The organism is Streptomyces sp. PCS3-D2 (assembly GCF_000612545.2).
Lineage (GTDB): Bacteria > Actinomycetota > Actinomycetes > Streptomycetales > Streptomycetaceae > Streptomyces.
This window is the reverse complement of record NZ_CP097800.1, coordinates 4092501-4115430: the sequence shown is the minus strand read 5'-3', so window position 1 is coordinate 4115430 and position 22930 is coordinate 4092501. Positions and strand designations below refer to the sequence as shown.

Here is a 22930-nt window from a genome sequence, read left to right as displayed (position 1 = left end):
TTCAGGACTCCTTGACCGCGATGGTCTCCACCGTGTTCGCGACGTGCTCGAACGCGTCGGCCGCCTCTTCGAGCACGTCGACGATCTGCTTGAGCTTGAGCACCTCGATGGCGTCGTACTTGCCGTTGAAGAGGTGGGCGAGCAGCTTGCGGTGGATCTGGTCCGCCTGGTTCTCCAGCCGGTTGACCTCGATCCAGTACTCGGTGAGGTTGTCCATCGTCCGCAGGTGCGGCATGGCCTCGGCGGTCAGCTCGGCCGCCCGCGCCAGGACCTCGATCTGCTGCTCGACACCCTTGGGAAGCTCTTCGATGTTGTAGAGGACGACGAGGTCGACGGCCTCCTCCATGAAGTCCATGATGTCGTCGAGCGACGACGCCAGGGAGTAGATGTCCTCACGGTCGAACGGCGTGATGAAGGAGGAGTTCAGCTGATGGAAGATCGCGTGGGTCGCGTCGTCCCCCGCGTGCTCCGCCGCCCGCATCCGTTCCGCGATCTCGGCCCGGGCGGACGCGTCCGCTCCGAGCAGTTCCATCAGGAGCTTGGAGCCCGTGACGATGTTGTCCGCGGATGCGGCGAACATGTCGTAGAAGCTCGTCTCCCTGGGGGTCAGACGAAATCGCACGTGAGGTCCTCGGGGTGCATCGGATTCGGTCAGGCTGATGCTAGGCGCATCCCCCTGCCACGGCTAACCGGCCATTCCTCAGTGTCCTCCATCAGGCAGAGTGAGGACCACGGGCCCCTGCCCGTCGGGCGAGAGCCCGTTATCCTATACCCATGAGGGGTATCCAACCCCCTCGCTCCGGACCACGGGAGGACCTATGACGACCATCGAGGCGGAGGGCTCCGGAGCCGTGTCCGGTACGGCGGCCACCCCGGGCACCCCCCACGACGCCGGGGCCGTCCACGGCTACCACCACCAGAAGGACGAGCACCTCAAACGACTGCGCCGGATCGAGGGGCAGATCCGCGGCCTCCAGCGCCTCGTCGACGAGGACGTCTACTGCATCGACATACTCACCCAGGTCTCGGCGAGCACGAAGGCGCTCCAGTCCTTCGCGCTCCAGCTGCTGGAGGAGCACCTGCGCCACTGCGTCGCCGACGCCGCGGTCAAGGGCGGGGCCGAGATCGACGCCAAGGTCGAGGAGGCCACCAAGGCCATCGCGCGGCTGCTGCGCACCTGAGGCGACCGGTCCCACCGCCGGCGTTCCCGCGGCGGGGCCCGCCCGCGGCGACGCCCCGGGGGCGGTGGGGCGGGGGGCGTGAGGCGGTTCGGGGCCGGACGACCCGGCTCGTCCGGGGCCGTCGCGGACGCCGCGAGCCCCAGACACGGCCCAGTGCCGTGGCCGGAAAGGTTCACCGCCTCACGCTCCCCCCGGCACGGCACTAGCGGCCCAGCAGGACCTCGTCGATGCGGTCCAGGCTCAGCCGGTCCTCGGCGGCCGCGGACGCGGCGATGATCAGCTCACCGCACAGTTCGATCTCGGCGAGCGCCACGTGGTCCTGCACCGTCGTACCGCCTGCGGGAGTCACGCGTGTCACCTCAATCTGCCACCGGCCACCGGCCGTCATCGGTCGTGCCGCACCTCGTGCCGGCGCCCGGCTTCTCAGCGTAGGGAGGACGCTCGTCCCCCCGCATGACACGGATGGACCATTTCCGGATACCCGGCCATGGCCCGATCGCGCGGCTCCCGGACCGCCCGCCCCACTAGTCCGCGATCTTTCCGGCGTAAATGTCCCCGCTCGCGGGCAATACGACGGTCACCGGCGTGCCGAATCCGTACAGCAGCGTGGTCGATGACACATCGATCACGCCATTGTTGACGTAGCTGAAGCGGTGTCTGACCTTCCGCAGCCGGCCCTCGTCGTCCAGGTACGCGTCGAAGGGCACCGTGTCCTCGCTGAACCCTTTCGCCGCCGCCGCCAGCGCCCCGCGCATCTCCGCCGACGCGCTCACCGCGGCCCGCCCGATGTCGGTGGTCCCCCGGTAGTGCCGCACCCTGGTGCCCGCCACTTCGGTCTCCCCGACGTACGTCACCTCCTGCGCGACCCGCAGCAGCTCGGCCGCGAGCAGCGGATCGGTGGCGCCTCCGGTGACCAGGTTCCCGTCGGGCAGGGCCGTCGTGTCGATGCGCACCCACTTGTCGGCGGGGACGCCCGCGCCGCGGTTCTTCATGTAGAGCGCGCCCGGCACGAGGAGCTCGGTGATGGGCCGGTGCTCGTCCTCGCCCTTCACATCGGCCGGAAGCAGCACCAGCAGCTGCCCCATCCGCTTCTTGAAGTCGACGCCGCCCTCGCCCCGGATGGTGACCCGGGTCCCGCCCGTGGCCATCTCCATGGCCGTACGGGCCCGGGCGCTGCCGGTGCGCGCCAGCACGTCGGCAGCGCCGCGGACCACCGAGGCCGCCTCCGCCGGGGACCGGTCGTCGCTTCCTTCGCCGCCGGCGCACCCGCTCGTCGCGGTCACCGCCAGGGCGACTCCGGCGGCCAGCACCACCTCGGCCACGCGCCCGCGCAGCCGCCTCTGCCGGTGAACCACCATCGCCTGCCAACCCCCAACGCATGAAAGCCGCTTGCCCGAGGTCCCCACCCGCTCCCCTTAACGAGGCCCGGGGTATCCCGTCACGGTGCACCCTCCCCGCCCACCGCCGACCCCGGGTACCGTGGAGAAGTGGAACCGCACATCGACGCGACACCGGTCCCTGCGCTCGACGCCCTGCCGCTCCCGCGGCCGCAGTCCCAGCCCCAGCCGCCGACCACCCACACCACTTCCACCGCCGACCGCGGATCCTTCTGCCTGGCCGTCTGCTCCTGCGGCTGGAAGGGCCCCGCCCGCCGCTCCCGCGACCTCGCCCGCAAGGACGCCGCCGGCCACGAGGCCACCGGCGCTTGAGTCTCCTCGCCCGTTCGGACGGCCCGGCTGGCCACCGAGCGCCGCAGCGGATGCCCTTGACTCATGCCAGGTTCCGCAGCCCGCCTCGCGGCCCTTCTCTGGGCCCTGCTCATCGCGTTCGCCCCGGCCGCAGTGGCCTGGGCCAGACCCGTGGGCTCGGCCGACAGCCCCGCCGACGTGGCCCTCGCCATCGGGCTCACCTCGGTGGCCGCCCTGGCCACCGGACTGTGGCTGCGCTCCCGCTACCGCCGCGGGAGCGACACCGACACGGGTGACCGGTGACCCCCCGGCCCCGCCCGCGGGCGGTCCTGATGTGCTTCGGGGCAGCCGCGCTGTGCCTGCTGACGGCCGCGCTGCTCGCCGTGTGGGACTCCTACGGGACGGGCTGAGCCGTCCCTGACTCCCCGGCAGGCCCCTTCGCGCGGTGGAGGGGGTGTCAGCCGGTCGCCCGTCAGGCGGCGAGGTCCTCGTCCTGCGGGCGCCGCCCCGCGGGCGGGGTCCGGTTCTGCGCGAGGTCGACCGGCAGGGGCCGCGCCCGCCCCCCGGCCCGTACCAGCCGCCCGAGGCGCCGGGAGCCGGCCACCGCCCGGACCACCGGGTCCAGGAGGGCCAGTGCGAGCGGCGCGAGGACGAGGACCACGGCCGTGCCGAGCGCGAGTCCGCCGATCACGTCGGTCGGGTAGTTGACGCCCATGTAGACGCGGCAGACGCCTTCGACGAGGGCCAGCCCGATCCCCAGGATCCCGAGCTTGCGGTGGGCGACGAACAGGCCGACCCCCAGGGCCATCGCGACGGTGGTGTGACCGCTGGCGAAGGAGTACTCGGTGTTGCCCAGGCCCACGCCCCAGCCGGGTTCGAGGACGTGCAACCCCTCGTGCAGCTCGAACGGGCGTCGACGGCCGACGAGTTCCCGCAGCGGTACGTTCACGAGCAGGGCCAGGCCGGCGGCCAGCGGGGCCCACACCAGCGCGGTGAAGGATTCGGCGGCGGCCGCCTCGTCCTGCCTGCGGGCGCCGCGCCAGCACCACAGGACCAGCAGCACCATGGCCAGGAGGATCCCGTACTCACCGGCCAGACTCACGGCCGTGTCCACCCACGCGGGGGCTCGCCGGGCGGCTCCGTTGACCTCGTACAGCAGGCTGACATCCACGTTCGGCCCACCTGTTGTGAGTCCAGCCATGGTGACGCGGCCCCTTGCCCTTGCCGTGGTTCCCCTGCGGACGCACCCAGGTGTGCGCCCTTCGACACCCTCTTGATCAACCCCCGCGTTCATGGAACGCACGCCCCTGCGACGGGGTTCCACTCTCCACCGAATGATCACGGCAACGTTATCGAAGAGTGACTGGCCGTCGCAGCTCAGGGCCTTCGCATCACGGAGAGTTGCTAGGAGGGCCGGGCCGCACCGGACCACCCGGGAAGGGACTCCGCTCCGTCCTTCGTCACGCGGGTCGCCCCGAAGTAGTCGGGAGTGTCGATCCTGTCGAAGCGGATGACCGCCCCGGTGTACGGGGCGTTGATCATATATCCGCCGCCCACGTAGAGCCCGACGTGCCGAATCTCCCGCGAATTCGTCAGATCATCGGAGAAGAACACCAGGTCTCCGGGGAGGAGTTCGCCGCGCGAAGGGTGCGAACCGGCGTTGTACTGGTCATTGGCCACGCGCGGCAGCTCGATCCCGACCGTCTCGTACGCGGCCTTGGTCAGTCCCGAGCAGTCGAAGCGCCCACCCTGGTCGGGCGTCCCGTTGCCGCCCCACAGGTAGGGCGTGCCCAGCTGCTTCTGGGCGAAGTAGATCGCCCCGGCGGCCTGTTGCGAGGGAGCCACCCGCCCGACGGGACGCTCGAAGCTCTTCGCCAGGGTGGTGATGGCCTTCACGTACCCCTGGGTCTCCTTGTACGGGGGCACCCCCCCGTACTTGATGACCGCGTAGGCGCCGGCGTTGTAGGCGGCCAGCATGTTCGACGTCGGGTCACCCGGAACGCTCCGCACGTCCTTGGCCAGCTGGCAGTCGTACGAAGCGGCCGACGGGATGGCGTCGTTCGGGTCCCAGATGTCCCGGTCGCCGTCACCGTCACCGTCGATGCCGTGGCCCGCCCAGGTGCCCGGGATGAACTGCGCGATGCCCCGCGCGTCCGCCGGGCTGACCGCTCTCGGGTTCCAGCCGCTCTCCGAGTACAGCTGGGCGGCCAGCAGAGGCGGGCTGATCGCCGGGCACAGGTTGCCCCACTTCTCCACCAGTGCCTGGTACTTCGCCGGCACGGCCCCCTTCGTCAGGCCCACGGCGCGGCCGCCGGCACCCGAACCCACGAGCCCCGCCGCCGCCGAGTACGTCCCCACGACGAGGAGCGTCACGAAGGTCAGACACAGCCCGATACCGATCCCGCCGGCCATCCAGAATCTGCGCACCCGTCAACCCTCCCCCATCACGGTCACTTCAACGTGCGATTCGGCCGTGTCGCATGTCCTACTACCCCACTTGGAAGCCCGAGCAGGCGGCGCTCGCACACTTCTCGGCCCATCCTCGACGCGACAGCGGACCACCGTCCAGTACCCGGGGTCGGCGGGCGGGGGCACGGCGGGCCGCGCCCTGCCCCCGCTGTGCATCGAGAGGTCGCGCCCGGGGCGAAGGCAACCGCCGGCACCGCGGGGGCGCGCGTGAGGCGCCGATCAGCTTCGCCGTGCGGTCCGGGCCGCTCCCCCCGATGCGCCGGACCGCCCGCCCCGCTCCCCCGCTAACGGGGCGCGACGTACAGGCTCTGCGCGCTGCGCCCGATGGGGCCCTTCTCGTCGTGGAGCCGCGCGTCCGCCAGGCCGATGCCGGCCGCGTCCACGCTCGTACGGGCCTGCACGCACGCCCACTCGCCCACCGGATGGCGGTGCAGATGGACGCTCAGGTCGCTGTTGACGAAGACGTAGCGCCCGAAGTCCATCACCGCGCTGATCCCGTTGCCCGAGTCGGCGGCGATCAGCACCCGGTCCAGCGGCCGGACCCGCTCCCCGGCGATCAGCGGCACCTTCATCCGCATCCAGCAGGTGCCGGGCCCCGGTTCGACGAAGGCGCCCTCGGTGAACCGGGTCTCCATGGCCGAGTGGTAGCCGGTCTCCCACGGCACCGGGAAGAACGGCGTCACCTCCACCTCCCCCGGCGCGGGCAGCTGCGGTCCGCCCACCACGGCCGGTACGGACTCCTCGGCCACCCGGATCCGCAGGGCCCGCGCCAGCATCACCGGTGCGGCGCCCACCGGGGCGATCGCGGCCTCGACCACCTCGGTGCCGCGGCCGGAGCGCAGCACGCTGGTGGTGACCTCCAACTCACCGATCGGCACCGGGCGCAGGATCTCGTACGTGATCCGGGCGATCCGCATGTCCGCCCGCGCACCCGGCCGTTCCTCGACGGCCCGCCCGAGCAGCGCGGCCGGCGGACCGGCGTGCTGCGAGCCCGGGTCCCACGGCCCGCGCGTGTACTCGGTGGCGGCGAACCGTCCGGCATCACGTCGTTCGAAGAACCCCTCGGCACTGCTCATACCCCGAACGCTACCGACAGGTAACCAGCGGCGCCAGCCCCGCACCGACCCTCAGCGGGCGAACCCCAACCCCACCCCCAGCCCCACCAGCACCGACCCGATGGCCCGGTTCAGCGTCTTCTGCGCCTTCAGCATCCGCTCGCGCAGACCGGAGACGGAGAAGAACACCGCCACCGCCCCGAACCAACCCAGGTGCGCCGCCGACATGAACAGCCCGTAGCCCGCCTGCTGCCACAGCGGCGTACCCGGATCGACCACCTGTGTGAAGGTCGACACCACGAACAGCGTCGTCTTCGGGTTCAGCACGTTGGTCAGGAACCCCGACCGCATCGCCCCCAGCCGGGTCAGGCCAGGCTTCGACTCCAGGTCCACGGTCACCTCCGCCCGCGCCCGGAAGGTCCGTATCCCGATCCACACCAGATAGGCCGCGCCCGCCAGCTTGATCACGGTGAACAGCGCGGTGGAGGAGGCGATCAACAGACCGACCCCCAGCATCGTGTACGAGACGTGGACCAACACGCCCGCCGCGACCCCGGCGGCGGCGAACAGCCCGGTGGGCCGCCCGTAGAGGTAGCTGTTGCGGACCACCATGGCGAAATCGGCGCCGGGACTGATCACGGCGAGCACGGTGATGACGGCGACTGCGATCACTTCTGTCATGCGGCGATGCTCTCCCCGCCCTCCCCCGCGATCAACCCGCTTTCGCCCGCCCGGCAGCCCTCCGCCATTCCTCCGCCATTCGTCCGCCATTCCTCCGGAGTCCGTCCCGCGCGGCCGGGTACCCGACCGCGCCCGAGGCCGGGAAGGCTGGGAGACCGAGGGCCGGGGGGACCGTGGACCGGGCGACAATGAAGGCGTGTCCACGACCCCGCCCAGACCGCCCGGCCCGCCCCATCCGCCCGGCCCGCCCAGCCTGCCGCTCCTGCAAGCCGACTGCGCGAACTGCTTCGCGCTCTGCTGCGTCGCCCTGCCGTTCGCCAGGTCCAACGACTTCGCCGTGAACAAGCCCGCCGGAACCCCTTGCAAGAACCTCCGGCAGGACTTCCGCTGCGGCATCCACACCCGGCTGCGCGACCAGGGCTTCCAGGGCTGCACCGTCTTCGACTGCTTCGGCGCGGGCCAGCAGACCTCCCAGGTCACCTTCGGCGGCCGCGACTGGCGCACCCATCCGGGGGTCCGGAGCGAGATGTTCGAGGTGTTCCCGGTGATGCGGCAACTGCACGAACTGCTCTTCTACGTGGACCAGGCCCTGGGTCTCCCCGACGCGGCCCCGGTCCATCCCGGCCTGCGCCGCGTGCTCGCCGAGACGGAGCAGTGGACCCGCGCCGACGCCGAGGCCCTCGTCACCCTGGACGTCGCGGCCCTGCGCGGCCGGGTCAACACCCTGCTGCTCGAAACCAGTGCACTGGTGCGGGCCACGGTGCCGGGCCGCAAGAAGAACCATCGCGGCGCCGACCTCATGGGCGCACGCCTCTCCGGCGCCGACCTCCGCGGGGCGAACCTCCGCGGCGCCTGCCTGATCGCCGCCGACCTCTCCCGCGCCGACCTCCGCACGGCCGACCTGATCGGTGCCGACCTGCGCGACGCGAACCTGCGCGGCGCGGACCTGCGCGGAGCCGTCTTCCTCACCCAGCCCCAGGTGAACGCGGCCCAGGGCGACGCGCAGACCCGCATCCCCACCACCCTGGCCCGCCCCGCCCACTGGACCTGACCGGACAGCCCGCCCCGGCCCCGCAGGCCCCCGTACCGGCCCCCGTACCGGCCCGCCGGCTTCCGAGACGCGGGGCGGGGGCGGGGCGGGCGGAGCCGGGACCTCGGTGCCCACCTCCGCGACGGCGCCACACGCGGCAGGCGGCGGCAGGCGGCAAGCGGCAGGCGGAAGGCGGCACGGCAGACGCCGGGATCCGCCGAGCCCGCGGCAGGCGACGGGTTCAACCGGCCGAAGGCGGCATCTCCTTCATGCGGTCGACGACACCCCGCGTCATCACGGCAGTGGTGAACACCACCGTGCCCTCCTTGATCAGCCCGTCCTCGCCCGAACTGCCCCGCACCTGGACGACCCGCTCGCCGAGATACTCCAGCGTCTCCCGGTCGAAGATCCACTCCTCCCGCTGCCCGCTCTCCTCGTCGAGCCGGGCGACGGCGATACCGTGTCGGCCCTGGGCGTCGACCGCGTCGTCCACGGTCACCACGCCGGGGATCTTCGCCGCGGTCCGGTAGAGCGCGGCCGTGAGCTCGGCCGGCGGATAGCTGCCCCGCAGCAGGTCGCCGATCGTGGTGAAGGCCTGCTGATCGGGTCCGCGCCCCTTGCCACGCGTCTCCTCGTAGATCTTCTTCAGCAGCACGTCGGGGTCGGTGGGCAGCCCGGCGAGGTAGTCGTGGCTGGGCGCGTTGAGGTTCGGCTGCATGGGCCGGCCCCCCTCCTTCGGCCAATCCAGCGTCATGCCCTGCGCAGGAGTGGCTCCGGGCTCGATCAGCCAGCCCTTGAGACCGTCGGGGGAGTTCCACGTGTGCCGCAGGTGCAGTTCTTCACTGACGAGGCTGCTCTTGTCGTCGACGACCCGGACGTAGGTGTTGGCCGTCTTGACGCCGACATAGACGAACTGGTCCGGGCGCACCTTCACCCCGGGGCCCGCGGAGGCGGCCGCGAGGGAGATCCGGTCCAGGAGCTGCGCCGTCCCCTTCGCGTCGGCGGCTCCGATGCGGGTGGTCATCGCCGGACCCGTGGCGATCGTGGAGCCCGTTCCGTCCGCCGCGCCCCGGTCCACGTAGGTGAGGAAGCCCGCGGCGAGTGCTCCGGCCAGGGCGAAGGCCGCAGCGGGCACGAGGAACGACCGCCGCAGGAAGGGATTGCGCCTCGCCCTGCGGTCGGGGTCGACAGCTCCGGTGGCTGGCTCGCACGGCTCGGCGGCTCGGAGGTCTTCGTGGATCTGGGCCATCAGTCGCTCCTTGTGGAACTGGTGGCGGCCCGAGGGGAGTTCCCTGTCGACGAACGACAGGGGGAGGGAACTCCCCTCCCGGCCGGCCGGGTGGGGCCCGGAAAGGTCGGCGTTCATCAGATTCCCTCCTGTGCGGACCGGACCGGCTTCGCGCGGTCGTCATATGTCTGTCGGGACCGAGCCGCGAGTTCCCGACTGTTCTTCTTCATTTCCGCGTCGGCGAGTTTGCGCAGCTTCGTACGGGCCCGCGACAGCCGCGAGCGGACGGTTCCCACCGGAATACCGAGGGCCCGTGCAGCCTCGGCGTACTCAAGGCCCTCGCACAGGCACAGCAGGAGGACCTCTCGCTCCGGTCCGCGCAACGCACCCAGCTGCGCCAGCGTTGCCGCGATCTGCTGCCGGTCGTCCAGTCGGCCGGCCACCTCCTCGGCGTGGTCGGGCACGGACGCCGCCGCCGCTGCCGCCGCGGCGGCAGCGGCGGCCCTGAAGCGGCGATTGCTGCGGCAGTGGTTGCGGGCCAGGTTCGTGGTGATCCCCAGGAGCCAGGGCCGGAGGGATCCGCCCTCCGGATCGACCGTGCCGCGCAGCCGCCACGCCTCCATGAAGGCCGCCGACATGACGTCCTCCGCGACAGCCCAGTCCCCCGTCATCCGGAAGGCATGGTTGTAGAGGGTGCGGGAGTAGCTGTCGAACAACTCCGCATAGGCGTCCGGATCCCCGGACCGCACCCGAGTTCGCATCTCTGTGGTCACTCCTGTCGGCTGTCCGGCACCCACGACCGAGTTCCCGTGACCCGCGTCACAGCCACCGCACAGCCCACGAACACCCTACGAACCCCACCACCCCCCAGAAACGCCGCCCCGGCGGGCGACGCACCCGTGCCGCCCACCCCCGACGCCCCCGACGCCCCCGACGCCCCCGACTCCTCGACTCCTCGACGCCCCAGCAAGCCGCAACACCGCCCCCAGCCCGCCCCGCCTGCGCCCCGAACGCCCAGCCCGGCGGTCCGGCAGCCACAGCTGCCCCCGGCACGACCGCCCCGCATCGCGCCCCCGGCAGGGACACGGCCCCCGAAGGGCCCGCCGGCCGGCCATCCCAGCCGTACCGGCACCCGACACCGCCCGCCCCGCCCGACCGGCGGTCGGGCCGGCCTCGCCGACCCTCCCGACGAGCGATCAGACAGCGGCCCCCTGGCCGCCGGCCACCCGCGCCAGAAAGCCCCGCACCGCGGCGAAGTACCCCTCCGGATCCCCCTCCCGCACCGCGTGTCCCGTCGGCAGTTCCACCAGCCGCACCCCCGCCCTCCGTACCGTCATCTCCCGCGCGTGCTCCGCCGACAGCACACCGCTCCGGTCCCCCCGCACCAGGAGCGTCGGGCTCTCCACCCGCAGCCAGTCCTCCCAGTGGTCGCCGTTCAGCGCCTGCTGCGACGCCACCATGTCCTCCACCTCGAACGCGGTGCCCCACCCGTCCGGATGCTCACGCAGCGACCCCTCCAGATGCGGCGCCGCGCTCCCCACCCCGGCCAGGAACCCGGCCCGGGTCGCGGCCCGGCGCGGCCAGGCGCGCGCGAACGACAGGTCGCCGTCGACCACCGCCCCGATGTCCTCGACGATCACCGCCCGCACGAGATCGGGCCGCCGCGCGGCCAGCTGGTAGGCGTTGACCCCTCCCAGCGAATGCCCCAGTACCACCGCCGGCCCCAAGCCCACGTGCTCCAGCAGCGCGGCCGCGTCCGCGACGTACCCGTCCCGCGTGTACTCCCCCGCCCCGTCGGAATCCCCGTGCCCGCGCTGGTCCGGCGCGATCACCCGCCACGCCGGGCCCACCTCCCCGGCCAACCGCTCGAATCCGGTCCCCGCCCCGAAGTGCCCGTGCAGCGCCAGCAGCGGCACGCCCGGCCCCCCGAAGTCCGTGTAGGCCAGGCGCCGCCCGTCCCCAGTCACCATCACCCCCGGCAGCGGTCCCAGCTTGTCGATCACCCGCTGCCGCAGCAGCTGGTACTCCTCCCAGCGCCGGCTCAGCCGCCCGCCCGGCCGTTTCACCACCCGTCCGGGCGTGACCGTCTCACCCCGCCGGAACTGGTCCCTCGTCAGGTCGACGCGGATGCCCCCGGGCAGCAGGTTCCACCAGTGGTAGCCCTCCTGCCGGCCCTCGTGGAATACCTCGCCCAGCACCAGGTCCCCACCCACGAGGTCCTGCACGACCAGAGCGGTGATGTCACACTGCCCCCAGGCCGGATTCTCCGAAGTCCACGGCACCCTGCTGATGTCGGTCGGCTCGGTGGTGTCGGCGGACCATCCCGCCCTGATGGCCGCCTCGAGATCCGCAAGAGTCCAGGTAGTCGTCATCCCTCCAGCCTGCCGCAGCCCACTGACAACGCCGCGGCCCCGGCGGTTCGGGGGACGAGTGCCCGCGGCACCGCCCGGGTGTGCGGTTCGGCGACGGCGGACACGAGGTCTCGACGACGGCCCCGGCAGGGGCGACCACCTCCGCACCGCCCCGCACACGGAACCCATCCGCCGCTCCCCGCGTCGTACCACCTGACGTCGTGGAGCTTCGCCCGCAACCCGGGGTCCGGCCGGATGGCTGACGGAATGTCGGACACATGTCAGCGGGTCGGCCCAACGACACGCGGCCCCGCTGCTCCGAACGGCGGCCCCTGACCCCGCCCCCCGTATGCCGAGAGGACAATCATTGCCCGGCGTCACCCCCCGTGATACACAGAGTGACCGCACGTTCTTGCGTACGGACGGCAGCCCGACCCAGGTCAGAGCGCGGAACCCGGTCGCGGGCCGCGAGATCGGGTAAAGAGAGCCGACAAGTCGACGACGACGGCTGTTTCATCAGCGAAGATAGTGCGTGACCCCTGCCATCGGGCAGCGGGCATCCGGAACTACCCATACAGGGGCGGTGAGTTACATGATCCTGGCAGCCGAAAAGGGCGACATCACCACCATCATCGGCGGAATCGCCCCGAACTGGGGGCCGTTCGGCAGTCTCGGCAACGAAGCGAAGGTCATGATCGAGGTGGTCATGGCCGTGGCGATCCTCCTCTGCCTCGGCATCGCCATCTGGGGCGCCGCCAAACAGCGCATCGGCGCGACCGCCCTGCGCGACACGTTCAGCGCGGAACAGGGCAAGGGCCTGATCGTGGCCGGCCTCACGGGCGTGTTCATCATCGGCTCCCTCGGCACGCTCTTCACGATCGTCTACGGAATGGCCGTCTGACCCGACCGACCACCGGTGGCCCCGACCTGATGAGGACTCACCGCACCGCATCCACGCGGGAACCAGCGCTACCGTCGTACGACGCGGAGGGGGCGGAAACCCAATGAGCAACGACGACCGGTACGGCGGCGCGGCCGGCCACGGCGAGATCGGCGGCACGGGCCAGACCCGCACCCGCCTTCCCGAAGCCCCCGCCGACCCCTACGGCCCCGCCCGCCGCACCTCCCGCGCCCCCCGCAGCCTGGTCACCGTGGTCGGCGTGGTGGTTCTCCTCGTCGCCGCCATCGCCTTCGCCAACCAGACCCCCGACACCGCCGACGACCGCCCCGCCGACGACGCCCCGGCCGCCGCCTCCACCGCCGCCACGGGCACGGACCCGGTCACCGGCAAGACCGCGGGCATCCCGAAGGGCTTCGCCCACGACGAACAGGGCGCCCAGTCGGCGGCCGCCAACTACGCCGTCGCCCTGGGCTCCGACGGAATGTTCAATCCGGCGCGGCGCCATGCGATCGTGGATGCCATCGCGGAAGAGAGCAGCCGCACGAGACTGCAGGCCGCCTTCGATGCCGACTACTCCGCGGGCCTGCTCGCCCAGATCGGTCTCACCAAGGACGGCTTGGCACCCACCGGTTCCACGTTCGTCAACCGCACCGTCCCAGCCGGCGCCACGGTCAAGACCTTCTCCTCCGGAGCCGCGTCAGTCGACGTGTGGTGCATCGGCATGTTCGGCCTGACCGGCGACAAGTCCACGCGTCCCGTCACCAGCAGCTGGTTCACGATCTCGATGGCTCTCAAGTGGAACGGCTCGGACTGGAAAGTGGTCGAAACCTCGCAGAAGGATGGCCCCACGCCGGTCACCGGCGACGTCCCCGTCTCCACCTCTGACGAAATCGGCAGCGCGGTCACCGGATTCGGAGGGTTCACCTATGCCCGGTAGCAAGCGACCCTCGCTCCGAAAGATCGGTGCGATCACCGCGTCCGTCCAGACCGCGGTCGTGCTCCTCGCGGCACAGGCGATGGCCGCGCCGGACCCGACCCAGACTCCGGCTCCCTCGCCGACCGGGAGCAAGGACCCGTGCTCGCTGATCGCCGGGCCTGCCAGGGAGTACTGCGAGCGCGGCGAAGGCGGAGCCCCCCGTACGGGCCTCGGGCCCAGTGACCCGGCCGACGCCCTCAACCCCCTCGCCTCCCTCGCCAAGGGCTGCGCCGACGCCGCCGCCTGGATCGTCACCAAACTCAGCGAAGCGGTCAACGGCAGCGCCAACGTCGACTTCACCAACGCCGCCTTCCTCAAGCAGTACGCCGTCGTCTTCGCCGCCTCCACCATCCTCACGCTCGTCCTGTGGCTCTTCGCCGTCGCCAAGCGTGCCGTCCGCGGCGTCCCCCTCACCACCGCCCTCTCCGAGGCCATCGGCTTCCTCTGGCTCACCGTCCTGGCCTCCGCCTTCACCCCCCTGATCCTCTACACCGTCGTCTCCGCCACCGACGGCGTCACCGAGGTCATCGCCTCCGCAACCGGCGGCCAGACCGACGTCTTCTTCGGCTCCTTCTCCGAGGCCCTCAAGAAGGGCAACGACATCGGCGGCGGCCCGATCATGCTGATCGTCGTCTCCCTCGTCACCGTCCTCGCCGCCGGCATCCTCTTCCTCGAACTCTTCATCCGCGCAGCCCTCCTCTACGTCGGCGCCCTCCTCGGCGTCGTCGTCTACTCGGGACTCGTCGACCGCAACCTCTGGGGCCACGTCCGCCGCTGGGCCGGCATCATGATCGCCGTCATCCTCGTGAAGCCGGTCATCGTCATCGTCCTCGGCCTCGCCGGCGCCCTCACCGGGGAACAGGGCCCGAACGCCTTCTCCGCCGTCGTCACCGGCCTCTCCATCATCCTGCTGGCGATCTTCGCCTCCGCGATGATCTACCGCTTCGTCCCCGGCTTCGGCGACGAGATCGCCTCCGCCCGCTCGAACCGCAGCAAGGCCACCGACGGCGCCCAGGCCGCCGCCGTCATCAGCTCCCCGGCCTCCCTCGTCTCCCAGGGCATCAAGACCCACAGCAGCCGCGGCGCACACCGCGGAGGCGACCGCGGAGGCGAAGGCGGCGGCAGCGCGCCCCGCCCCGCCAACCCCCTCTCCGGAGGCGTGGCCGCCCACAGCAGCCGCCCCACCACCGGCGGCGGGGGCGGCGGCGGATCTGTCCCCTCCGCCGCACCCCCGCCCCGCACGAGCTCGAGCACGAGGAACACAGGAGGTGACGGGCGTTGACGACCCAGTCCCACCAGCTGCACCCGGTCGCGCCCCGCCGCACGTATCTCATCGGCCGCGCCCGGCCGAACGCGATCGTCGGCAAGAACCGCGAGACCGGCGAGATCGCCCTCATCATCACGGGGGCGTTCTTCGGCATGATGAGCGGACTGCTCGTCCCCGACCTCACCCTGCGCATCGTCAGCCTCGTCGGCTTCCCCGCGCTCGCGCTCGCCGCCGTGTACGTCCCGTACAAGGGCCGCACCTTCTACCGCTGGTTCGAGATCAGCCGCAGCTACAAACGCACCCTCCGCCGCGGCACCACCTACCGATCCGGCGCCATGGAAGCCGGCGTCCGCGCCGCCGACGGCCGTGAGGTCGAGGTCGGCCCGCCCCCCGGCATCGGCCGCATCAACTGGCTCGCCGCCCCCTTCGGCCCCGACGAGATCGCCGTGCTCCTGCACGCCGACCGCCGCACCGTCACCGCCGCCATCGAGATCGAGGGCCCCGGCGTCGGCCTGCGCGACAGCGAGGACCAGGAAGCTCTCGTCGACCGCTTCGGCACCCTCCTCAAGCACGTGGCCAACGGCGACGGCTTCGTCACCCGCCTCCAGATGCTCGCCCGCACCCTGCCCGCCGACCCCGACGCCCACGCCAAGGACGTCGCCCAGCGCGGCGACACCCAGGCCCCCGTCTGGCTGCGCGACTCCTACGACCAACTCCAGTCGATGGTGTCCACCTCCTCCGAGCAGCACCGCGCCTACCTCGTCGCCTGCATGCACTACACCCGCGACCTGGCTGCCGAAGCCGTCACCATCGCCCGCGCCGCCACCCCCCGCAAGGGCCGCAAGCTCGACCGGGACGCCGGCCTCGCTATCGTCATGGCCCGCGAGCTCACCGACATCTGCGCCCGCCTCGCCGAGGCCGACATCCGCGTCCGCCAGCCCCTCGGCCAGGGCCGCCTCGCCTCCCTCGTGCACTCCATGTACGACCCCGACCACCCCATCGACCACATCCAGGCCATGACCAAGCGCAACGCCTGGCCGGCCGAACTCGACGCGGTGGAACCCACCTACCTCCAGGCCAAGACCCGTGAGTCCTCCACCCGCGCCCCCTGGTGCCACGCCACCGCCTGGGTCAAGGAATGGCCCATGACCCCCGTCGGCGTGAACTTCCTCGCCCCGCTCCTCGTCCACACCCCCGACGTCATCCGCACCGTCGCCGTCACCATGGACCTGGAACCCACCGAGGTGGCCATCGAGCGCATGCTCACCGAGAAGACCAACGACGAGGCCGACGCCTCCCGCGCCGCCAAGATGAACCGCACCGTCGACCCCCGCGACATCGCCGCACACGGTCGACTCGACCAGAGGGGTGAAGATCTCGCCAGCGGCGCTGCCGGAGTCAACCTGGTCGGGTACATCACGGTGTCCTCGCGTTCACCGGAGGCCCTCGCCCGCGACAAGCGCACCATCCGCGCCTCGGCCGGCAAGTCCTACCTGAAGCTGGAGTGGTGCGACCGCGAGCACCACCGCGCCTTCGTCAACACCCTGCCGTTCGCCACCGGCATCCGACGCTAGCTGGAGGGAAAGCCGCCCATGCGAGATCCCATGACAGCGCTGACGGACGCCTTCACCAGCTTCCTCTTCGGCAAAGTCGAAACCACGCGCCTGCCCGTACGCACCTCCACCGGGCAGGCGCAAGCCGTCTACCTGCCCACCGCGGCCCCCGGCCTCGGCGACTCCGGCGTCATCATCGGCCGCGAGGTCTACAGCGGCAAGGGCTACATCTACGACCCCTTCCAGCTGTACGGCCAGCAGCTCCCGGCCCCCCACTGGCTGGTCCTCGGCGAATCCGGCAACGGCAAGTCGGCCCTGGAGAAGACCTACGTCCTGCGCCAGCTCCGCTTCAAGGACCGGCAGGTCGTCGTCCTCGACGCCCAGGGCGAGGACGGCGTCGGCGAATGGAACCTGATCGCCCAGCAGCTGGGAATAACCCCCATCCGCCTGGACCCGATCGCCGCCAACGACTCCGGGATCCGCCTCAACCCCCTCGACCCGGCCATCACCACGACCGGCCAGCTCGCACTGCTCCGCACCATCATCGAAGTGGCCATGGGCCACGGCCTCGACGAACGCGCCGGCTTCGCCCTCAAGGTCGCCCACGCCCACGTCGTCGACAGCATCCGGGACCGCCAGCCCGTCCTGACCGACATCGTGGAACAACTGCGCCACCCCGAGGCCGAGTCCGCGCTCGCCATGAACGTCGACATAGACGATGTCCGGGCCTGGGGCCTCGACGTGGCACTCGTCCTCGACCGCCTGGTCGACGGCGACCTGCGCGGCATGTTCGACGGCCCCACGACCGTCGGTATCGACCTCGACGCGCCACTGATCGTCTTCGACCTCTCCCACATCGACCGCAACTCCATCGCCATGCCCATCCTCATGGCGATCGTCGGCGTGTGGCTGGAGCACACCTGGATCCGGCCCGACCGCAAGAAGCGCATCTTCCTCGTCGAGGAGGCCTGGCACATCATCAACAGCCCCTTCGTCGCGCAGCTGTTCCAGCGCCTCCTGAAGTTCGGCCGCCGCCTCGGCCTCTCCTTCGTCGCCGTCGTCCACCACCTCTCCGACGTCGTCGACGGCGCCGCCGCCCGTGAGGCCGCGGCCATCCTCAAGATGGCCTCCACCCGCACCATCTACGCTCAGAAAGCCGACGAGGCCCGCGCCACGGGCCGCGTACTGGGCTTGCCCCGCTGGGCCGTCGAGATCATCCCGACCCTCACGCCCGGCATCGCCGTCTGGGACGTCAACGGCAACGTCCAGGTCGTCAAACACCTGATCACCGAAGCCGAACGCCCCCTGGTCTTCACCGACCGCGCCATGACCGAGTCCTCCGCCTCGGCCGGCCTCCCCGCGGACCTCCTCGCCGCCGAGCTGGAAGCGGAGGAACGCGCCCTGTCCATCGAACGCAGCCGCGGCAGCGGCAGCCCCGGATCCGCGACCACGGTGGCCTGACCATGCACGACGCACGACGTACGGATCCCTCCACCCGCGGCGGCGGGATCCCGGACGGCCTGCTGGTAGCCCTCCTGGCCTTCCTCCTCGGCCTGGCCGTCCTCGTCTGGACGGCCACCGGCCTGGCCGCCCTCTTCGCAAGGGGCTCCTGGCCCGACAGCGTCACCTTCACCCGGACCCCGGCGGCCGTCCGCGCCCTGACGGCGCAGCCTCACGACATCCCGGCGGCCTGGCCCGACACCGACCCCGCGGCCCTGTCCGGCTGGGGCCTGTTCTGGGGCCTGTTCGTCAGCCAGCTGCTGGTCCTCTTCGTCCTGACGGTGTTCGTGATCGGTGTGGTGGCCCGTACCAAAGCGCGCCGCGCTCGGGCCCGGCAGGCCGCCCGGACCCCCGTACCGCACGAGCCGCCGTCCCTGCCCCCGCAGTCCAAGGAGGCGCCGGAGCCCGTCACCCTCCTGGCACCCGCGCCCGCGCAGCCGACGCCGGCCGCCTCCCGTCCCGCCGCCGCACCGTCCGCGGCGCCGGTCCCGGCAACAGCCCCTCCGGGCCCGCCGGCGACCCACGCCGGCCCGACCGACGAGGCCTACCGCTACGGCTTCGGCTACGCACCCCGGCCGGCACCCGCCCCCGTCGCCACCGCCCCTGCCCCTGCCCCTGCCCCGCACGACAGCACGCACAAGATCGCCTACGGCGGTCCAGACGACCGGCTGCGCGCCGCGGCAGCCCGCATCGGCGAAACGGAGGGGGCCGCCCTGGTCGTGACCTCCTCCCCCGCCCTCTGGGCCGAGACCAAGGACGCCCGCGCCAAACTCGGCCCGGTCCTCCTCTACGACCCCTCCCACCTGTGCGACACCCCGGCCCGCATGCACTGGAATCCCGCCGAGGGATGCGCCGACCGCGACACCGCCGCCGCCCGCGCGGCCGCCCTGCTGGCCCCCGTACGCCCACAGGCCCGGATGGACACAGCCGTGGCCGACACCGCCGAAACGCTCCTGCGCAGCTGGCTCCAGGCGGCCGACCTCGACGACCGGCCGTTCAAACAACTCCACCGCTGGGCCCAGGGCGCCAGCGCCCAGGACCCCGTACGCATCCTGCGCACCCACCCCCAGGCCGCGGCCGGCGCAGCCGGCGAACTGGAGAGCGCCCTCACCGCGCACCCGGAACGCCGGGAGCTCGCACTGAACCTGACGGCTCGTGCCCTCTCCTGCCTGACCTCCATCCACATCCGGGAGGTCTGCAACAAGAACCGAACGGATTCGCTCACTCTGGCTTCGTTCCTGGCCGAGGGGGGAACCCTGTATGTGGTGGGTGAAGCTCTGGAGGACCCTCGCACCCACCCGGGTGCGATGCCGTTGCTGACCGCACTCGCCTCTCACGTGGTCGAGCACGGCCGCCGCATGGCCGCACGGTCATCCCACGGTCGGCTCGACCCACCACTCTCCCTCGTGCTGGACGACGTGGCGGCCGTGGCCCCGATCCCCCGGCTCCCCGAGCTGCTGACCGGCGACACGCTCCCCGTCCTCGCCCTGTGCCGCAGCCGCGAGCAGGCCCGCTCCCGTTGGCCCGGAGCCGAGTTCTAAGCAGTGGCAGGCCGCCGGATCACGTACTCCAGTTCCTTGGCAGCCGGGTTCCCGGGCACGGGCAGCACGGTCCCCGTCGCCTCGAAACCGTACTTCCGGTAGAAGGCGCCGGCCCGCGCGTTGTCCTCGTGCACGAAGAGCCGTACGTGTTCCAACGCCGGCTCCTGCAGCCCCCAGGCCCACTCCAGCGCGGCCGCGAACAGGGCCTCGGTGAGTCCGGTCCCCCGCTGCTCGGCCCGTACGAACACACCCACGATGTGTCCCTGCGTCCGTTCGACGGACTGGTCGAAGAAGTCGACGGTCCCGCCCTCCTCGACGAGCACGGACACCGTACCCACCCACCGCCCGTCGGCGGCTTCCGCGACGAACTGCCGGGCCACCCGCCCGTGCGACGCCCCCTCGGCCCGCCTCTGCCAGAACTCGTCGGGGTGCCCCTCGGCCTGCTCCACCGTCTCCAGGAAGGCCACGGGTGCCACCGGGTCCTTGAGCCCGGCGATCCTCAGCTCCTTGACCTTCTCCCAGTCGTCGGCCCGCACCGGGCGTAGCACGTGCTGTTCGTCCATGGGCGGAGAGCCTAACGACCCGGCCTCCGGACTTCACCCGTGATTCCGCTCGGCAGCGCCATCATCGAGCAGCGCTCCGTCCGGCCCTCGCCACGCCTCGACCTGAGGTTGCGAAAAGGCTCACTGTTGGTGAACGCGGAAAAGCCCCGTACCAGAAGGTACGGGGCTTCCCCATAAAAATTGTTCGGCGGCGTCCTACTCTCCCACAGGGTCCCCCCTGCAGTACCATCGGCGCTGAAAGGCTTAGCTTCCGGGTTCGGAATGTAACCGGGCGTTTCCCTAACGCTATGACCACCGAAACACTATGAAATTTAGAACGCTGGCATGTAATCACAGCCGTTCGTTATTTCAGAACTAACACAGTGGACGCGAGCAACTGAGGACAAGCCCTCGGCCTATTAGTACCAGTCAGCTCCACCCGTTACCGGGCTTCCACATCTGGCCTATCAACCCAGTCGTCTACTGGGAGCCTTACCCTCTCAAGGAGGTGGGAATACTCATCTTGAAGCAGGCTTCCCGCTTAGATGCTTTCAGCGGTTATCCCTCCCGAACGTAGCCAACCAGCCATGCCCTTGGCAGGACAACTGGCACACCAGAGGTTCGTCCGTCCCGGTCCTCTCGTACTAGGGACAGCCCTTCTCAATATTCCTACGCGCACAGCGGATAGGGACCGAACTGTCTCACGACGTTCTAAACCCAGCTCGCGTACCGCTTTAATGGGCGAACAGCCCAACCCTTGGGACCGACTCCAGCCCCAGGATGCGACGAGCCGACATCGAGGTGCCAAACCATCCCGTCGATATGGACTCTTGGGGAAGATCAGCCTGTTATCCCCGGGGTACCTTTTATCCGTTGAGCGACGGCGCTTCCACAAGCCACCGCCGGATCACTAGTCCCGACTTTCGTCCCTGCTCGACCCGTCGGTCTCACAGTCAAGCTCCCTTGTGCACTTACACTCAACACCTGATTGCCAACCAGGCTGAGGGAACCTTTGGGCGCCTCCGTTACCCTTTAGGAGGCAACCGCCCCAGTTAAACTACCCATCAGACACTGTCCCTGATCCGGATCACGGACCGAGGTTAGACATCCAGCACGACCAGAGTGGTATTTCAACGGCGACTCCACACCAACTGGCGTTGATGCTTCAAAGTCTCCCACCTATCCTACACAAGCCGAACCGAACACCAATATCAAACTGTAGTAAAGGTCCCGGGGTCTTTCCGTCCTGCTGCGCGAAACGAGCATCTTTACTCGTAGTGCAATTTCACCGGGCCTATGGTTGAGACAGTCGAGAAGTCGTTACGCCATTCGTGCAGGTCGGAACTTACCCGACAAGGAATTTCGCTACCTTAGGATGGTTATAGTTACCACCGCCGTTTACTGGCGCTTAAGTTCTCAGCTTCGCAACCCCGAAAGGTCACTAACCGGTCCCCTTAACGTTCCAGCACCGGGCAGGCGTCAGTCCGTATACATCGCCTTACGGCTTCGCACGGACCTGTGTTTTTAGTAAACAGTCGCTTCTCGCTGGTCTCTGCGGCCACCCCCAGCTCAGAGTGCAAGACTCATCACCAGGAATGGCCCCCCTTCTCCCGAAGTTACGGGGGCATTTTGCCGAGTTCCTTAACCATAGTTCACCCGAACGCCTCGGTATTCTCTACCTGACCACCTGAGTCGGTTTAGGGTACGGGCCGCCATGAAACTCGCTAGAGGCTTTTCTCGACAGCATAGGATCATCCACTTCGCCACAATCGGCTCGGCATCAGGTCTCAACCTTCATGAGGGACGGATTTACCTACCCCTCGGCCTACACCCTTACCCCGGGACAACCACCGCCCGGGCTGGACTACCTTCCTGCGTCACCCCATCGCTTACCTACTACAAGTCTGGTTCGTCGGCTCCACCACTTTCCATTCCCCGAAGGGTCCGGAACGGCTTCACGGACTTAGCATCGCCTGATTCGATATTGGGCGTTTCAAAGCGGGTACCGGAATATCAACCGGTTGTCCATCGACTACGCCTGTCGGCCTCGCCTTAGGTCCCGACTTACCCTGGGCAGATCAGCTTGACCCAGGAACCCTTAGTCAATCGGCGCACACGTTTCTCACGTGTGTATCGCTACTCATGCCTGCATTCTCACTCGTGAACCGTCCACAACTAGCTTCCGCTGCTGCTTCACCCGGCACACGACGCTCCCCTACCCATCACAGCCTCCGTTGGGAGTATTGCTGCAATGACACGACTTCGGCGGTACGCTTGAGCCCCGCTACATTGTCGGCGCGGAATCACTTGACCAGTGAGCTATTACGCACTCTTTCAAGGGTGGCTGCTTCTAAGCCAACCTCCTGGTTGTCTCTGCGACTCCACATCCTTTCCCACTTAGCGTACGCTTAGGGGCCTTAGTCGATGCTCTGGGCTGTTTCCCTCTCGACCATGGAGCTTATCCCCCACAGTCTCACTGCCGTGCTCTCACTTACCGGCATTCGGAGTTTGGCTAAGGTCAGTAACCCGGTAGGGCCCATCGCCTATCCAGTGCTCTACCTCCGGCAAGAAACACACGACGCTGCACCTAAATGCATTTCGGGGAGAACCAGCTATCACGGAGTTTGATTGGCCTTTCACCCCTAACCACAGGTCATCCCCCAGGTTTTCAACCCTGGTGGGTTCGGTCCTCCACGAAGTCTTACCTCCGCTTCAACCTGCCCATGGCTAGATCACTCCGCTTCGGGTCTAGAGCGTGCAACTCAAACGCCCTATTCGGACTCGCTTTCGCTACGGCTTCCCCACACGGGTTAACCTCGCTACACACCGCTAACTCGCAGGCTCATTCTTCAAAAGGCACGCAGTCACGAGATACAGCAAGCTGCATCCGACGCTCCCACGGCTTGTAGGCACACGGTTTCAGGTACTATTTCACTCCGCTCCCGCGGTACTTTTCACCATTCCCTC

Annotated in this window: 21 protein-coding genes and 2 rRNA genes (1 of these 23 running past the window's edge); 10 read left to right on the top strand and 13 right to left on the bottom strand. The window is 69.8% G+C overall.

The annotated features are described in order from the left end of the window. Nucleotide 1: 1 nt before the first annotated feature. Nucleotides 2-622, bottom strand: coding sequence for a DUF47 domain-containing protein (locus AW27_RS18090; protein ID WP_029382179.1), 621 nt, complete (start codon nt 620-622; stop codon nt 2-4). 196 nt (nt 623-818) lie between these two features. On the opposite strand from AW27_RS18090, the gene AW27_RS18085 reads away from it, so the two are divergent. Further along, on the top strand, nt 819-1181 hold the full coding sequence (locus AW27_RS18085) for a metal-sensitive transcriptional regulator (protein ID WP_037924585.1): 363 nt from the start codon (nt 819-821) through the stop codon (nt 1179-1181). A gap of 202 nt (nt 1182-1383) precedes the next feature. On the opposite strand, the gene AW27_RS18080 is transcribed toward AW27_RS18085, so the two are convergent. Continuing rightward, a complete protein-coding gene (locus AW27_RS18080) occupies nt 1384-1569 on the bottom strand; it encodes a hypothetical protein (RefSeq protein ID WP_037864540.1) in 186 nt (61 codons plus the stop codon). Nucleotides 1570-1705: 136 nt separating this feature from the next. Then, a complete protein-coding gene (locus AW27_RS18075) occupies nt 1706-2539 on the bottom strand; it encodes an SCO4651 family lipoprotein (RefSeq protein WP_037924581.1) in 834 nt (277 codons plus the stop codon). Between the two features lie 129 nt (nt 2540-2668). Here AW27_RS18075 and AW27_RS18070 point away from each other — a divergent pair, with 129 nt between their 5' ends. Together AW27_RS18070 and AW27_RS18065 are read left to right on the top strand one after the other, a co-directional pair. Next, the gene (locus tag AW27_RS18070; protein WP_037924579.1) at nt 2669-2890 is read left to right on the top strand and encodes a hypothetical protein; all 222 of its coding nucleotides are present in this window, start codon (nt 2669-2671) and stop codon (nt 2888-2890) included. A gap of 63 nt (nt 2891-2953) precedes the next feature. After that, a complete protein-coding gene (locus tag AW27_RS18065) occupies nt 2954-3172 on the top strand; it encodes a hypothetical protein (protein ID WP_037924577.1) in 219 nt (72 codons plus the stop codon). 169 nt (nt 3173-3341) lie between these two features. Here the strand turns inward: AW27_RS18065 and AW27_RS18060 are convergent, their stop codons facing one another. From AW27_RS18060 to AW27_RS18045, 4 genes are all read right to left on the bottom strand, one after another. Next, nucleotides 3342-4070: a phosphatase PAP2 family protein gene (locus tag AW27_RS18060; RefSeq protein ID WP_037924574.1), complete on the bottom strand. Its 729-nt coding sequence runs from the start codon at nt 4068-4070 to the stop codon at nt 3342-3344. A 203-nt stretch (nt 4071-4273) separates the two neighbouring features. After that, nucleotides 4274-5281: a C40 family peptidase gene (locus tag AW27_RS18055; protein WP_037924572.1), complete on the bottom strand. Its 1008-nt coding sequence runs from the start codon at nt 5279-5281 to the stop codon at nt 4274-4276. Between the two features lie 341 nt (nt 5282-5622). Then, nucleotides 5623-6414 (bottom strand): thioesterase family protein, encoded by a 792-nt coding sequence (locus AW27_RS18050; protein ID WP_037924569.1) that lies wholly within the window; start codon nt 6412-6414, stop codon nt 5623-5625. A 51-nt stretch (nt 6415-6465) separates the two neighbouring features. Beyond that, the gene (locus AW27_RS18045; protein WP_037924567.1) at nt 6466-7074 is read right to left on the bottom strand and encodes a LysE family translocator; all 609 of its coding nucleotides are present in this window, start codon (nt 7072-7074) and stop codon (nt 6466-6468) included. Between the two features lie 196 nt (nt 7075-7270). Here AW27_RS18045 and AW27_RS18040 point away from each other — a divergent pair, with 196 nt between their 5' ends. Next, nucleotides 7271-8125 carry a pentapeptide repeat-containing protein gene (locus AW27_RS18040; RefSeq protein WP_078556720.1) on the top strand — a complete coding sequence of 285 codons (855 nt, stop codon included), beginning with the start codon at nt 7271-7273 and terminating at the stop codon, nt 8123-8125. Nucleotides 8126-8345: 220 nt separating this feature from the next. Here AW27_RS18040 and AW27_RS18035 read toward each other — a convergent pair whose 3' ends face one another. The 3 genes from AW27_RS18035 to AW27_RS18025 all read right to left on the bottom strand — a co-directional run bounded on the left by AW27_RS18035 (nt 8346) and on the right by AW27_RS18025 (nt 11704). Beyond that, a complete protein-coding gene (locus tag AW27_RS18035; RefSeq protein ID WP_037924565.1) occupies nt 8346-9470 on the bottom strand; it encodes a CU044_5270 family protein in 1125 nt (374 codons plus the stop codon). Further along, entirely contained in the window at nt 9470-10093 is a 624-nt protein-coding gene (locus tag AW27_RS18030; RefSeq protein ID WP_236647725.1) for an RNA polymerase sigma factor, read from the bottom strand. Before AW27_RS18030 ends, AW27_RS18035 begins: the two co-directional genes overlap by 1 nt. A gap of 435 nt (nt 10094-10528) precedes the next feature. Further along, nucleotides 10529-11704: an alpha/beta fold hydrolase gene (locus AW27_RS18025; protein ID WP_370466499.1), complete on the bottom strand. Its 1176-nt coding sequence runs from the start codon at nt 11702-11704 to the stop codon at nt 10529-10531. 571 nt (nt 11705-12275) lie between these two features. On the opposite strand from AW27_RS18025, the gene AW27_RS18015 reads away from it, so the two are divergent. From AW27_RS18015 to AW27_RS17990, 6 genes are all read left to right on the top strand, one after another. Beyond that, nucleotides 12276-12584: a hypothetical protein gene (locus tag AW27_RS18015; RefSeq protein ID WP_008742356.1), complete on the top strand. Its 309-nt coding sequence runs from the start codon at nt 12276-12278 to the stop codon at nt 12582-12584. Between the two features lie 103 nt (nt 12585-12687). Beyond that, nucleotides 12688-13521: a hypothetical protein gene (locus AW27_RS18010; RefSeq protein WP_037924559.1), complete on the top strand. Its 834-nt coding sequence runs from the start codon at nt 12688-12690 to the stop codon at nt 13519-13521. Further along, complete coding sequence (locus AW27_RS18005) at nt 13511-14842, top strand: hypothetical protein (RefSeq protein ID WP_037924557.1); 1332 nt, start codon at nt 13511-13513, stop codon at nt 14840-14842. Before AW27_RS18010 ends, AW27_RS18005 begins: the two co-directional genes overlap by 11 nt. Next, entirely contained in the window at nt 14839-16401 is a 1563-nt protein-coding gene (locus AW27_RS18000; protein WP_037924555.1) for an SCO6880 family protein, read from the top strand. Before AW27_RS18005 ends, AW27_RS18000 begins: the two co-directional genes overlap by 4 nt. 18 nt (nt 16402-16419) lie before the next feature. After that, nucleotides 16420-17841 (top strand): ATP-binding protein, encoded by a 1422-nt coding sequence (locus AW27_RS17995; protein ID WP_037924553.1) that lies wholly within the window; start codon nt 16420-16422, stop codon nt 17839-17841. 2 nt (nt 17842-17843) lie between these two features. Beyond that, on the top strand, nt 17844-19421 hold the full coding sequence (locus AW27_RS17990; protein WP_037924550.1) for a P-loop NTPase family protein: 1578 nt from the start codon (nt 17844-17846) through the stop codon (nt 19419-19421). Here AW27_RS17990 and AW27_RS17985 read toward each other — a convergent pair. The 3 genes from AW27_RS17985 to AW27_RS17975 all read right to left on the bottom strand — a co-directional run. Beyond that, the gene (locus AW27_RS17985; protein WP_037924547.1) at nt 19418-19984 is read right to left on the bottom strand and encodes a GNAT family N-acetyltransferase; all 567 of its coding nucleotides are present in this window, start codon (nt 19982-19984) and stop codon (nt 19418-19420) included. The genes AW27_RS17990 and AW27_RS17985 overlap by 4 nt on opposite strands. A 182-nt stretch (nt 19985-20166) precedes the next feature. After that, a 5S ribosomal RNA gene (gene rrf / locus AW27_RS17980) occupies nt 20167-20283 on the bottom strand. 79 nt (nt 20284-20362) lie between these two features. Further along, nucleotides 20363-22930, bottom strand: a 23S ribosomal RNA gene (locus AW27_RS17975); it runs 551 nt beyond the window's last position.